Annotated in this window: 12 protein-coding genes; 7 read left to right on the top strand and 5 right to left on the bottom strand. The window is 71.1% G+C overall.

The features are described from left to right. Nucleotides 1–80: 80 nt before the first annotated feature. The 3 genes from ACFVHB_RS01475 to ACFVHB_RS01465 form a co-directional block, all read right to left on the bottom strand. Nucleotides 81–1,133, bottom strand: coding sequence for a BMP family protein (locus tag ACFVHB_RS01475; RefSeq protein ID WP_380314181.1), 1,053 nt, complete (start codon nucleotides 1,131–1,133; stop codon nucleotides 81–83). A gap of 268 nt (nucleotides 1,134–1,401) precedes the next feature. Continuing rightward, entirely contained in the window at nucleotides 1,402–2,667 is a 1,266-nt protein-coding gene (locus ACFVHB_RS01470; protein ID WP_380314180.1) for an amidohydrolase, read from the bottom strand. A 191-nt stretch (nucleotides 2,668–2,858) separates the two neighbouring features. After that, entirely contained in the window at nucleotides 2,859–4,448 is a 1,590-nt protein-coding gene (locus ACFVHB_RS01465) for a methylmalonyl-CoA mutase (RefSeq protein ID WP_380314179.1), read from the bottom strand. 162 nt (nucleotides 4,449–4,610) lie between these two features. On the opposite strand from ACFVHB_RS01465, the gene ACFVHB_RS01460 reads away from it, so the two are divergent. From ACFVHB_RS01460 to ACFVHB_RS01450, 3 genes are all read left to right on the top strand, one after another. Next, nucleotides 4,611–5,366 (top strand): SDR family oxidoreductase, encoded by a 756-nt coding sequence (locus ACFVHB_RS01460; protein WP_380314178.1) that lies wholly within the window; start codon nucleotides 4,611–4,613, stop codon nucleotides 5,364–5,366. 111 nt (nucleotides 5,367–5,477) lie between these two features. After that, nucleotides 5,478–7,133 carry an alpha/beta hydrolase gene (locus ACFVHB_RS01455; RefSeq protein ID WP_380314177.1) on the top strand — a complete coding sequence of 552 codons (1,656 nt, stop codon included), beginning with the start codon at nucleotides 5,478–5,480 and terminating at the stop codon, nucleotides 7,131–7,133. Between the two features lie 309 nt (nucleotides 7,134–7,442). After that, a complete protein-coding gene (locus tag ACFVHB_RS01450; RefSeq protein ID WP_380314176.1) occupies nucleotides 7,443–7,928 on the top strand; it encodes a 2-oxo-4-hydroxy-4-carboxy-5-ureidoimidazoline decarboxylase in 486 nt (161 codons plus the stop codon). 7 nt (nucleotides 7,929–7,935) lie between these two features. Here ACFVHB_RS01450 and ACFVHB_RS01445 read toward each other — a convergent pair whose 3' ends face one another. Further along, the gene (locus tag ACFVHB_RS01445) at nucleotides 7,936–8,763 is read right to left on the bottom strand and encodes a hypothetical protein (RefSeq protein ID WP_380314175.1); all 828 of its coding nucleotides are present in this window, start codon (nucleotides 8,761–8,763) and stop codon (nucleotides 7,936–7,938) included. Nucleotides 8,764–8,955: 192 nt separating this feature from the next. Here ACFVHB_RS01445 and sdhC point away from each other — a divergent pair, with 192 nt between their 5' ends. From sdhC to ACFVHB_RS01425, 4 genes are read left to right on the top strand one after another with little or no spacing between them, the layout of a single operon-like run. Then, nucleotides 8,956–9,336 carry a succinate dehydrogenase, cytochrome b556 subunit gene (gene sdhC / locus ACFVHB_RS01440; RefSeq protein ID WP_380314260.1) on the top strand — a complete coding sequence of 127 codons (381 nt, stop codon included), beginning with the start codon at nucleotides 8,956–8,958 and terminating at the stop codon, nucleotides 9,334–9,336. Between the two features lie 8 nt (nucleotides 9,337–9,344). Beyond that, nucleotides 9,345–9,836 (top strand): succinate dehydrogenase, hydrophobic membrane anchor protein, encoded by a 492-nt coding sequence (gene sdhD / locus ACFVHB_RS01435; RefSeq protein WP_380314174.1) that lies wholly within the window; start codon nucleotides 9,345–9,347, stop codon nucleotides 9,834–9,836. Between the two features lie 53 nt (nucleotides 9,837–9,889). After that, nucleotides 9,890–11,632: a succinate dehydrogenase flavoprotein subunit gene (sdhA, locus tag ACFVHB_RS01430; protein WP_380314173.1), complete on the top strand. Its 1,743-nt coding sequence runs from the start codon at nucleotides 9,890–9,892 to the stop codon at nucleotides 11,630–11,632. Beyond that, complete coding sequence (locus ACFVHB_RS01425; RefSeq protein ID WP_380314172.1) at nucleotides 11,632–12,405, top strand: succinate dehydrogenase iron-sulfur subunit; 774 nt, start codon at nucleotides 11,632–11,634, stop codon at nucleotides 12,403–12,405. The genes sdhA and ACFVHB_RS01425 overlap by 1 nt, the downstream gene beginning before the upstream one ends. Nucleotides 12,406–12,480: 75 nt before the next feature. On the opposite strand, the gene ACFVHB_RS01420 is transcribed toward ACFVHB_RS01425, so the two are convergent. Beyond that, nucleotides 12,481–12,738 carry an SCO4848 family membrane protein gene (locus ACFVHB_RS01420; protein WP_380314171.1) on the bottom strand — a complete coding sequence of 86 codons (258 nt, stop codon included), beginning with the start codon at nucleotides 12,736–12,738 and terminating at the stop codon, nucleotides 12,481–12,483. Nucleotides 12,739–12,819 lie beyond the last annotated feature (81 nt).

The following is a 12,819-nucleotide window of genomic DNA, read 5'->3' as shown; positions in this document are numbered from 1 at the left end:
CCTTCCGGGCCCCTCCCTGATGCTGCGTCAATCATTGCGCTGCCGGGCAGGTGGCAGCGGCAGCGACGTCCGGGCGCGCCTTACGGGGCGGTCGGGACGGTGGTGGCGCCGCTCTTGATGGCGTTGGCGGCCTCGTCGAGCTTGCCCTTGATGTCGTCGATCTTGCCGCCGGTGGTGGCGAGCGAGACACCGTCGGCCTTCAGGTCGAAGTTCTTCACGCCGGTGAAGACGGAGCCCTTCTTGGCCGACTCGATGTAGGCGTAGACGGCCTTGTCGACGTTCTTGACCATCGAGGTCAGGATGTTGTTCTTGTACTTCGACAGGGCCGGCTGGCTGGCCTGGTCGGAGTCGACGCCGATGGCCAGCTTGCCGGCGTTGGCGACGGCCTCGATGGAGCCGTTGCCGGAGGAGCCGGCGGCGGAGTAGATGACGTCCGCGCCCTTGTCGAGCTGGCCCTGCGCGGCCTCCTTGCCCTTGTCGGGCGAGTTGAAGCCGGAGAAGTCCGGGGGCGTGGTCAGGTAGGTGGTCTCGATCTTGATGTCCGGGGTGACGGACTTCGCACCGGCCACGTAACCGGCCTCGAACTTCTTGATCAGCTCGGACTGCACACCGCCGATGAAGCCGATGTGCTTGGTCTTGCTCTTGAGGGCGGCGGCCACACCGGCCAGGTACGAGCCCTCCTGCTCCGAGAAGGTCAGCGAGGTGACGTTGCTCGGCTGGGTCTGGGAGGCCGAGTCGATGATCGCGAACTTGGTGTTCGGGTTCTCCTTGGCGACCTTCTCGACCGCCGACTGGTACACGAAGCCGACCGCGATGATCGGGTTGTAACCGGCGGTGACCAGGTTCTTGAGGCGGGTCTCCTTGTCGGCCTCGGCCTCACCGGTCTTGGCGTCGGCCTCGGTGACGGTGACGCCGAGGTCGGCCTTGGCCTTGTCCAGGCCACGGGCGGCGGAGTCGTTGAACGACTGGTCGCCACGGCCGCCGATGTCGTAGGCCATGCCGACCTTGAGGGCGCCCTCGGAGGAGCCGGAAGAAGCGGTGGTGTCGTTGCTCTTTGCGCCGCAAGCGGCGAGCGAGGCGATGCCCAGGGAACCCGAGAGCACAACCGCGGCGAGCTTAGTTGAACGGCGCAAGGGAGTATCTCCTTCTCACACGCACCCGTTTAGCGTGGTCGGACGCCACCGTAACGCGCGTAGAACACGGTTGGGTTACGGGCCGCCGGAGCATTCGGGTTGTTATCAAACCGTGGTCTCACGGCTTCCCCGACGCTCCCTTGCCCTCCACCGAGGGTGCTCGGAACTGGCGCAGCCCAGTTTACGTAACTGAACATAAAGCCCTGATTCCGACAAACCGGGCAGAGTCGGGACCTCCGGCCCTACGCTCCCCCGCGCCCGCGCTCCCCTACTGCCCCGCCGGTCCCTCTCCGGCGTCCAGCGCCAGCGCCGCGAACAGCTCCACGCCGACCCCGATCGCCCGCTCGTCCACGTCGAAGCGGCCCTGGTGCAGGTCGCGCACGGCGGTGTCACCGGGGGCGCGGACGCCCAGCCGGGCCAGCGCGCCCGGGGCGTGCTCCAGGTACCAGGAGAAGTCCTCGCCGCCGAGGCTCTGCTCGGTGTCCTCCACCACCCCTTCGCCTCCGCGACCGAACCGGGCCGTCATCGCGGCTTCCAGCAGGCCCACCGAGACCGCCTCGTTCACCACCGGCGGCACCCCGCGGTGGTAGTCGAGCGTCCACTTCGCCCGGTAGGTCTCGGCCAGCTTGGCGATCAGCTCGTGCAGCAGGTCCGGCGCCTCGCGCCAGCCGGCCAGCTCCAGGCAGCGGACCGTGCCCTCCAGCTCGGCGTGCTGCGGGATCACGTTGGGCGCGGAGCCGGAGGCGATCCGGCCCCAGACCAGGCTGACGCCCCAGCGCGGGTCCATCCGGCGGGCCAGGGCGGCCGGCAGGTCGGCGGCCATCCGGGCGATCGCGGTCACCAGGTCGGTGGTCAGGTGCGGGCGGGCCGTGTGGCCGCCGGGACCGTCCAGGTGGAGCACCAGCCGGTCGCAGGCCGAGGTGATCGCCCCGGTGCGCAGTCCGATCCGGCCGACCTCCACCTTGGGGTCGCAGTGCACCGCGAAGATCCGGCCGACGCCGTCCATCCCGCCCGCGTTGATCACGTCCAGCGCCCCGCCCGGCATGACCTCCTCGGCGGGCTGGAAGACCAGCCGGACCGGGCGGCGCAGCTCGCCGGTACGGGCGGCCTCCGCCAGCACCAGCGCCGTCCCCAGCACCACCGAGGTGTGCACGTCGTGGCCGCAGGCGTGGGCCCGGCCGGGGACGGTCGAGCGGTACGGCACGTCCGTCTTGGCGTCGTCGATCGGCAGCGCGTCGATGTCGGCGCGGAAGGCCAGGAACTCGGCGCCCCGCGGCGTCCCGGCCGGGACGATGTCGACGATCATCCCGGTGCCGCCGGGCAGCACCCGGGGGGCCAGGCCCGCCGCCGTCAGCCGGTCGCGCAGCAGGCCGGTGGTGCGGAACTCCTGGCGGCCCAGCTCCGGGTGCCGGTGCAGATCGCGGCGGAAGGCGATCAGCTCGGGCTCCAGCGCTCTGACCCGGCCGCGCAGGTCGGCGGCTGGGCGGGCGGCGGTGAGCGTGACGGCCGGCTGGGCGGAGTCAGGACGGTTCATCTCAACAAGAGTAGGCCTGTTGGGGGGATTTGGCCCGACTTCCGGAAAAGTCGTCCCCGGATGGGCGCATACTGGCCGAGCAGGTGGGTATGACATCTCGTTTCAGCCGCCTTCCCCATGGTGCGTGTCCTGTGCAACGACCGCCCGCGGCGGCGGTCACGGGCCTGCGACGACTGTTGTGTGACGATCCTTCAGAACCGCTCGGTGGGTGTGTGCGTTCCCCACACGTCGCGCAGCGCGTCGCAGACCTCACCGAGCGTGGCCAGGCCCGCCAGCGCCTCCCGCATCGGGTACAGCACGTTGTCCCGGCCTGCGGCGGCCCGGCGCAGCTCGTCCAGCGAGCGGCCGACCGCCGCGGCGTCCCGCCCGGCCCGCAGCCGAGCCAGCCGTCCGGCCTGCTCCGCCTCGATCGCCGGGTCCACCCGCAGCGGCCGGTACGGCTCCTCGGCGTCCAGGCGGAAGCGGTTGACCCCGACCACCGTCCGCTCCCCGGAGTCGGTCTCCTGCTGGACGCGGTAGGCGGTGCGCTCGATCTCGGCCTTCTGGTGACCGGCCTCGATCGCGGCCACCGCGCCGCCCAGCTCCTCGACCCGGGCCATCAGCGCGAGGGCGGCCGCCTCCACCTCGTCGGTCAGCGACTCGACCACGTAGGAGCCCGCGAACGGGTCGACGGTCGCGGTCACGTCGGTCTCGTAGGCGAGCACCTGCTGGGTGCGCAGGGCCAGCCGGGCGGCCTTCTCGCTGGGCAGCGCGATCGCCTCGTCGAAGCTGTTGGTGTGCAGCGACTGGGTGCCGCCGAACACCGCCGCCAGCGCCTGCACCGAGACCCGGACCAGGTTGACCTCGGGCTGCTGCGCGGTCAGCTGCACCCCGGCGGTCTGGGTGTGGAAGCGGAGCATCTGCGACCTCGGGTCGCGCGCGCCGAACTCCTCGCGCATGACGCGGGCCCAGATCCGCCGGGCGGCGCGGAACTTGGCCACCTCCTCCAGCAGCGTGGTGCGGGCCACGAAGAAGAAGGAGAGCCGGGGCGCGAAGTCGTCCACCGCCATGCCTGCCGCGAGGGCGGTGCGGACGTACTCGATGCCGTTGGCCAGGGTGAAGGCGATCTCCTGCGCCGGGTCGGCCCCGGCCTCGGCCATGTGGTAGCCGGAGATCGAGATGGTGTTCCACCGGGGGATCTCGGCCCGGCAGTACCGGAACACGTCCGCGACCAGCCGCAGCGAGGGCTTCGGCGGGAAGATGTAGGTGCCGCGGGCGATGTACTCCTTCAGCACGTCGTTCTGCACGGTCCCGGTCAGCCGGGCCGGCGGGACGCCCTGGGCCTCGCCGACCAACTGGTAGAGGAGCAGCAGCGGGCCGGCCGGCGCGTTGATGGTCATCGAGGTGGAGACCTCGCCCAGCGGGATGCCCTCGAACAGGACGCCCATGTCCTCGACGCTGTCGATCGCCACCCCGACCTTGCCGACCTCGCCGGCCGCGAGCCGGGCGTCCGAGTCGTAGCCCATCTGGGTGGGCAGGTCGAAGGCGACCGAGAGGCCGGTGGAGCCGCCGGCGATCAGCTGCCGGTAGCGGGCGTTGGACTCGGCGGCGGTGCCGAAGCCCGCGTACTGCCGCATCGTCCACGGCCGGCCGGTGTACATGGTCGGATAGACGCCCCGGGTGTACGGGTACTCCCCGGGCCGGCCGAGGCGCTCGTGCGGATCCCAGCCCTCCAGCGCCTCGGGGCCGTAGACCGGCTCGACGGGGAAGCCCGACTCGGTGCGACGCGGCTCGGCTGCCATGGTGTCCTCCCGGGGGTGCACTCCATCCCTTCGCAATCTAGGGCCTCTCCGGCGGATCCTCGCGGGCCCGGCGCGATCCGCCGGGCGGGCCCGAGGGGGTGGTGGGCCGCGCGGACACCATTGAGATGATCGGCACAACGACCGGATATCTCAGGAGTGGCAATGAGCGAGCAGAAGGTGGCCGTGGTCACCGGTGCGAGCAGCGGAATCGGCGCGGCGACCGCCCGCCGGCTCGCGTCCGAGGGCTTCGACGTGGTGCTGACCGCCCGGCGGACCGAACGGATCGAGGCGCTGGCCAAGGAGATCGTCGCCGGCGGCGGTTCGGCCCGCGCCCTCACCCTGGACGTCACGGACCGGGCCGCCGTGGACGCCTTCGCGGCCGAGGTCGGCCGGGTGGACGTCCTCGTCAACAACGCCGGCGGGGCGATCGGCGCGGAGTCGGTGGAGACCGGCGACCCGGCGGACTGGCTGGCCATGTACCAGGTGAACGTGCTGGGCGTGCTGCACGTGACGCAGGCCCTGCTGCCGGCCCTGCGGGCGAGCGGCGACGGCACCGTCCTCGTCCTCTCCTCCACCGCGGCGCTGGCCGCGTACGAGGGCGGCGGCGGCTACGTGGCGGCCAAGCACGCGGCGCACACCATCGCGGCGACGCTGCGGCTGGAGCTGTGCGGCGAGCCGATCCGGGTGATCGAGATCGCGCCGGGCATGGTGAAGTCCGAGGGCTTCGCCGTGACCAGGTTCCGGGGCGACGAGGAGAAGGCGGCGGCCGTGTACGCGGGCGTGGCCGAGCCGCTGACCTCGGACGACATCGCGGACACCGTCGCCTGGGCGGTCACCCGCCCCTCGCACGTCAACATCGACCTGCTGGTCGTGCGGCCGCGCGCCCAGGCGGCCAACCACAAGGTGCACCGGGCCTGACGCCCGGCGGGCGGCCGGCCCGGAGGCGGTCCGGGGGCAGCCCGGGGCGACTCGGGGGCAGCCCGGGGGGTCATGATCGAACGTGTCACCCGCCAGTGGTACACACGTGCGATGAACACTCTTCGGGCTGCCCGCCCGCGGGTCCTGCTCGCCGCCCTGGCGACCGGGACCATGCTCCTCGCCTCCGCCTGCAACGACAGCGCCAAGCCGGCCCAGGACCAGGCCGCCGGCACCGCCTCGGCCACCGCCGCCGCTCCGACGGCCACCGCGACGCCGACGCCGACCCCCAAGCCCACGGGCGCCGACGACCCGGCGCTCAAGCCGTTCTACGGCCAGCAGATCGCCTGGGCCGCCTGCCCGGCCGACCCCGTCGCCGCCAAGGCCAAGATCGACATATCCGGGATGCAGTGCGGCAAGCTGCACGTCCCGCTCGACTACGCCAACCCCGGCACCGACGCCCTCGACCTCGCGCTGATCAAGCTGCCGGCCGCCAAGCCCGAGCAGCGGATCGGCTCGCTGCTGGTCAACCCGGGCGGACCCGGCGGCTCCGGCATCGAGATGGTCAAGTACGGCGCCAAGGAGTTCGACGGCGTCCTGCACAACCGCTTCGACGTGATCGGCTTCGACCCCCGCGGCACCGGCGAGAGCTCGCCGGTCGTCTGCTACGACGACAAGCAGCAGGACGCCCTCAACGAGACCGACACGCCGCTCGACCCGGCGGCCCGCAAGGCCGCCCACGTCAAGAACGCCACCGAGCACGCCGCCGCCTGCCAGGCCAAGTCCGGCAAGCTGCTGCCCTTCGTCGGGACCCGCAACACCGCCCGCGACCTGGACGTGCTGCGCGCCGTCTCCGGTGACAAGAAGCTCAACTACCTCGGCATCTCCTACGGCACCTACCTCGGCGCCCTCTACGCCGAGGAGTTCCCGAAGAACACCGGCCGGCTGATCCTCGACGGCGCCGTCGACCCCGCCCAGGACAAGCTGGACCACGGCGTCGACCAGCAGATCGGCTTCGAGAAGTCCTTCGAGCGCTTCGCCGCCGACTGCGTGGAGAACCACGCCGGCGAGTGCCCGCTCGGCAAGGACCCGGCCAAGGCCGCCAAGAAGGCCGCCGACTTCCTCGACGGCCTGCGCGACCACCCGATGACCGCCAAGGACGGCCGCAAGCTCGGCACCGACCTCGCCTGGACCGGCGTCATGTCGATGCTCTACGGCGACGAGAAGATCGCCTGGCAGAACCTGCGCAACGGCCTCGGCTGGGCCATGGTCGGCAACAAGCCCGACCCGCTGCTGTCGTTCGCCGACAACTACAACGGCCGCGACGAGAACGGCCACTACAGCCCGATGGAGGAGGCGCACGGCGCGATCAGCTGCGCCGACAGCTCCCGCCCGGCCCCGACCCCGGAGCGCGCGCAGGCGGTGGTCACCAAGCTCCAGACCGAGGCCCCGCTGCTCTCCAAGGGCGTCTCGGTCGAGGACTACACCGAGCCCTCCTGCGCGTACTGGCCCTTCAAGACCCCGGAGAAGCCGCACACCATCCGGGCCGAGGGCAGCGCCCCGATCCTGGTGGTCGGCACCACCGGCGACCCGGCCACCCCCTACGCCTCCGCGGAGGCGCTGGCCAAGGGCTTCGCCAACGCCACCCTGCTGACCCGCGTCGGCGAGGGCCACGGCGCCTTCGGCAAGGGCAACAGTTGCATCGACGCCGCGCTGGAGGCCTACCTGGTCGACGGCACGATGCCGGCGGCCGGCACGCGCTGTTCCTGACCGGCGGCCACGGCCGGGACCGGCACCGTTAGCAGATGACGACGGGGAGGGCGCTGACACCGAGGTGTCAACGTCACAACTTGATAGCTCGATCGGGTGAATTCCGCACGCGCCCTCCCCAACTTATGACTACTCAACTACCGTTGAGCCGCTGCTCGGCGGGCGCTGGACGCCGCCCCGCAGCCCCGATACTTCAGCTGCTCGACCCTCCCTTTCACCGGCCCTTGCCGCCCTCACGAGGAGGACCCGCTGGCCAGCGACATCCCGTCACAGCGGTTCGACCCCCGGTCCGAGCCGAGCCTCCTCGGGTTGCACCGCTTCAACGAGGCCGACGCCGGCGCCGCCGAGGAGGCCCTGCTGGCCTGCTGCGGCAGCCACCGCTGGGCCCTCCGGCTCACCGCGCACCGGCCCTACCCCGACATAGAGTCCCTGCTGGCCGCCGCCAGCGAGGCCTCCTACGACCTCCGCCCGGCCGACCTGGCCGAGGCCCTGGCGGACGAGAGCTGGATGCCGCAGCCGCTCCTCGGCATGCGCGCCCCCGGCAGCCAGGCCGCCCACACCGCACTGCGCGCGGCGCACGCCGCGTACGAGGCCCGGTTCGGGCACGTCTTCGTGGTCTGCCTGGAGGGCGTCGTCCCCGAGGAGATGCTCGACACCGTGCTCGGCTCCATCCGCACCCGGCTGGCCAACGACCCGGACGAGGAGCGGCTGATCGCCTCCGACGAACTGCGCCGGATCGCCCTCACCCGCCTGGAGCACCTGGTCGCCACCCATTCGGAGGCCGGGGCGCGCTGAGCCCGGCTCACCGCCCCGCCTGCGCGGCGCGGAGCTTGGCCACCTGCTGCCGGACGATCCGCTCGTCCGGGGCGGGGGCCGGCTCCGCCCCGACGCCCACCGTGGTGAAGACCGCCAGCGCCGGGCCGACCCGGGCCACCACCGCCCGCTGGGAGAGCACCACCGTGCCCGATTCATTCGTCAGGGTGAACCCGGTCGCCGCGTCGGCTCCCCCGGGCGTGGGCGTGTCGTGCCGGGTCAGCCGGTGCTTCGTCCGCACCCCCTTCCGGCTCCGGTCGGACGCCGGCGCCGGGGCGGTGGAGGTGAAGGAGGCGCACGGGCCGAACAGCTTCTCCAGCTCCGCCTGGAGCTGCGCGGCCCGCCCGGACCGGTAGCCCAGCAGCCCTCCGTACACCCCGCCCCGCGGGTCCGCCGCCCGGGCCACGCTCAGATCGGTCTCGGCGTACGGGCCGCCCGGGCCGGGCGTGGGCGAGGTGCCGCCCACCGACACCGCCGGGGTCACCGCGTCCAGCAGCGGCCGGCAGGCCGGCAGGTCGACCACCTCCCGGGCCCCGCCCGAGCCGGTCTCGCCGTGACCGGGCGTCATCACCGTCACCGTGTAGCCGGGCCCCAGGTCGGCGTCGGCCACCGCGGCCGCCCGCAGCTCGGCGGCGGACAGCTCGCGGGCCGGACCGGCCCGGTCGGCGGAGCCGCCGACCGTGGTGCAGCCCGCCGCCAGCAGCAGGGCGCAGACGACGGCGAGGGCGGACGGGCGGGACGGGCGGAGCGGCACGGCGGCCTCGGCAGGGTGTCGACGCGGGAGCGGGCGGCCACCGTAGCGCAAGCGGACGGTCACTCTGCGTCCACATTCCGCCCGTGGTTCCCGCACTACTACGCCAGTCGTGCCTGATTGATCACACCTTGGGCCCCCGGAGGCGGTTCCCGAGAAGGCGTCGATAGGATGCTCGCGGCCGGTGGACCGTACCCGGCCGGGCTGACCGACACCGAAGCCGGCCGAGCCCCCAATCCGCTTCCGGAGGGTTTTTCCGTGCCGGCTGGAACGCTGTACCGCGGCCGGGAAGGCATGTGGAGCTGGGTGGCTCATCGAGTCACCGGCGTCCTCATCTTCTTCTTCCTGTTCGCCCATGTCCTGGACACCGCGCTGGTGCGGGTGTCGCCCGAGGATTACGACAACGTCATTCAGACGTACAAGACGCCTCTGGTGAACCTGATGGAGTACGGCCTGGTGGCCGCCATCCTGTTCCACGCGCTCAACGGCCTGCGGGTCGTGGCAGTCGACTTCTGGTCGAAGGGCCCGAAGTTCCAGAAGCAGATGCTCTGGACCGTCGTCGGGGTGTGGGTCGTCCTGATGGCCGGCGCCTTCTACCCGATCCTTCAGCACACGCTGACCACCTGGTTCGGGAAGTGATCTGAGACATGTCCACGGAAATCTCCGACGCCCTGGTGGTTCCCTCCGCCCAGGCGCACACCGGCAAGGGTCTCGGCACCGGCAACCCGGCCGACGCCTTCGTGATCGAGCCGGCCCGCCAGCGGACCAAGAGGACCCCGCGCCGCACCCGCACCAACTTCGAGATGCTGGCCTGGCTCTTCATGCGCCTGTCCGGCATCGTCCTCGTGGTGCTGATCCTCGGCCACCTGCTGATCATGCTGGTGCTCGACGGCGGCGTTTCGAAGATCGGCTTCGCCTTCGTGGCCGGCCGCTGGGCCTCGCCGTTCTGGCAGGTCTGGGACCTCCTGATGCTCTGGCTGGCCATGCTGCACGGCGCCAACGGCATGCGGACGGTCATCAACGACTACGCCGAGAAGGACTCCACCCGGCTCTGGCTGAAGGGCCTCATGGGCGCCGCCACGGTCTTCACCGTGCTGCTCGGCACCCTGGTGATCTTCACCTTCGACCCCAACATCTGAGCCGCGAGCATCTAATCGGACATCGGCAGAGGCCAGAGGCGAGTTAACCCCCCATGCAGATTCACCAGTACGACACCGTCATCGTCGGCGCCGGCGGCGCCGGCATGCGCGCGGCCATCGAGTCGACCCAGCGCAGCCGCACCGCGGTGCTCACCAAGCTCTACCCCACCCGGTCCCACACCGGCGCGGCCCAGGGCGGCATGTGCGCCGCCCTCGCCAACGTCGAGGAGGACAACTGGGAGTGGCACACCTTCGACACGGTCAAGGGTGGTGACTACCTGGTCGACCAGGACGCCGCCGAGATCATGTGCAAGGAGGCCATCGACGCCGTCCTCGACCTGGAGAAGATGGGTCTCCCCTTCTCCCGCACCGAGCAGGGCCGGATCGACCAGCGCCGCTTCGGCGGTCACTCCCGCAACCACGGCGAGGCCCCGGTCCGCCGTTCCTGCTACGCGGCCGACCGCACCGGCCACATGATCCTCCAGACGCTGTTCCAGAACTGCGTCAAGCACGGCGTCGAGTTCTTCAACGAGTTCTACGTCCTCGACCTGCTGCTCAACGAGGGCAAGACGGCCGGCGTCGTCGCCTACGAGCTGGCCACCGGCGAGATCCACGTCTTCCAGGCCAAGTCGGTCGTGTTCGCCTCCGGCGGCACCGGCAAGTTCTTCAAGGTCTCCTCCAACGCCCACACCCTCACCGGTGACGGCCAGGCCCTGGTCTACCGCCGCGGCCTGCCGCTGGAGGACATGGAGTTCTTCCAGTTCCACCCGACGGGCATCTGGCGCATGGGCATCCTGCTCACCGAGGGCGCCCGCGGCGAGGGCGGCATCCTGCGCAACAAGGACGGCGAGCGCTTCATGGAGCGCTACGCCCCCGTCATGAAGGACCTCGCGTCCCGTGACGTCTGCTCCCGCGCGATCTACACCGAGATCCGCGAAGGCCGCGGCTGCGGTCCGGACGGCGACCACGTCTACCTGGACCTCACCCACCTGCCGCCGGAGCAGCTGGACGCCAAGCTGCCGGACATCACCGAGTTCGCGCGCACCTACCTCGGCATCGAGCCCTACACGGACCCGATCCCGATCCAGCCCACCGCGCACTACGCCATGGGCGGCATCCCGACCAACGTCGAGGGTGAGGTCCTGCGCAACAACACCGACGTCGTCCCGGGCCTGTACGCGGCCGGCGAGGTCGCCTGCGTGTCCGTGCACGGCGCCAACCGCCTCGGCACCAACTCGCTGCTCGACATCAACGTGTTCGGCCGTCGCGCGGGCATCGCCGCCGCCGACTTCGCCAACGCGAACGACTTCGTCGAGCTGCCCGAGAACCCGGCCGAGAAGGTCCAGGCCCTGGTCGACGGCCTGCGCGAGTCCACCGGCACCGAGTCCGTGGCGCAGATCCGCAAGGAGCTGCAGGAGACCATGGACGCCAACGCCATGGTCTACCGCACCGGCGCCACCCTGAAGCAGGCGGTCGAGGACATCGCCGCGCTGCGTGAGCGCTACAAGAACGTCGCCATCCAGGACAAGGGCTTCCGTTACAACACGGACCTGCTGGAGGCCGTCGAGCTCGGCAACCTGCTCGACCTGGCCGAGGTGCTGGCCGTCTCCGCGCTGGCCCGCGAGGAGTCGCGCGGCGGTCACTACCGCGAGGACTTCCCGACCCGTGACGACGTGAAGTTCATGCAGCACACCATGGCGTACCAGGAGGTGGCCGAGGACGGCACCACCTCCATCCGCCTCGACTACAAGCCGGTCGTCACGACCCGCTACCAGCCGATGGAGCGTAAGTACTGATGAGCACTCCGACCGTGGAGAAGCACTCGGCCGCTCTGGACGCGGCCGAGGCGGGTGCCGTTCAGCTGATCACCGTCACCTTCCGGATCCGCCGGTTCAACCCGGAGGAGCACCCGGACCCGGTGTGGGTCGACTACCAGCTGACGATGGACCCGAAGGAGCGCGTCCTGGACGCGCTCAACAAGATCAAGTGGGAGCAGGACGGCACCCTCACCTACCGCCGTTCCTGCGCGCACGGCATCTGCGGCTCCGACGCCATGCGGATCAACGGCCGCAACCGGCTGGCGTGCAAGACCCTGATCAAGGACGTCAACCCGGAGAAGCCGATCACGATCGAGGCCATCAAGGGCCTGACGGTCCTCAAGGACCTGGTCGTGGACATGGACCCGTTCTTCCAGGCGTACAAGGACGTCATGCCGTTCCTCATCACCAAGGGGAACGACCCGACGCGTGAGCGCCTGCAGTCCGCCGAGGACCGCGAGCGCTTCGACGACACCACCAAGTGCATCCTGTGCGCCGCGTGCACGTCGTCCTGCCCGGTCTTCTGGAACGACGGCCAGTACTTCGGCCCGGCCGCGATCGTCAACGCGCACCGCTTCATCTTCGACTCGCGCGACGAGGGTGCGGAGCAGCGGCTGGAGATCCTGAACGACCGCGAGGGCGTCTGGCGCTGCCGGACCACCTTCAACTGCTCGGAGGCCTGCCCGCGCGGCATCGAGGTCACCAAGGCGATCCAGGAAGTGAAGCGGGCGCTGGTCACCCGCCGCTTCTGATCCCACCCCGCCACGACGAAGGCCCCCGCCCGAACCCCGAGGTTCGGGCGGGGGCCTTCGCCGTTCCCGGGCCGGTCAGTCGGCGGCCGGGGTGCGGCGGGCGGCGCGCAGGCCGCGGAGGCCGACGGAGCCGACACCGATGCCGAGGAGGAAGGAGGTGACGGCGAGGAGGAGGTGGACCCAGAAGAAGGCGGTGGGCTGGGAGTGGTCGCCGTTGGTGAAGGCCTGGCCGCCGGAGTCCTTCCAGAGGTTCTTGACGAAGGTGGTCCAGATGATCATGGACCAGACGCCGAAGGCGGTCAGGAACCAGGAGGTGCGGCGGCTGAGCTTCATGGGGGGTCCTCGGCGGGCGGTGGCGTGAAGATGGTGTGCCCTCCCAGTATGCGCAGGCGGCCGTTCGGCGGACGGTGGCCC

It is taken from the genome of Kitasatospora sp. NPDC127111 (genome assembly GCF_042677465.1).
Lineage (GTDB): Bacteria > Actinomycetota > Actinomycetes > Streptomycetales > Streptomycetaceae > Kitasatospora.
The sequence above is the reverse complement of the archived record's forward strand: the minus strand, read 5'-3'. Positions and strand labels throughout refer to the sequence as shown.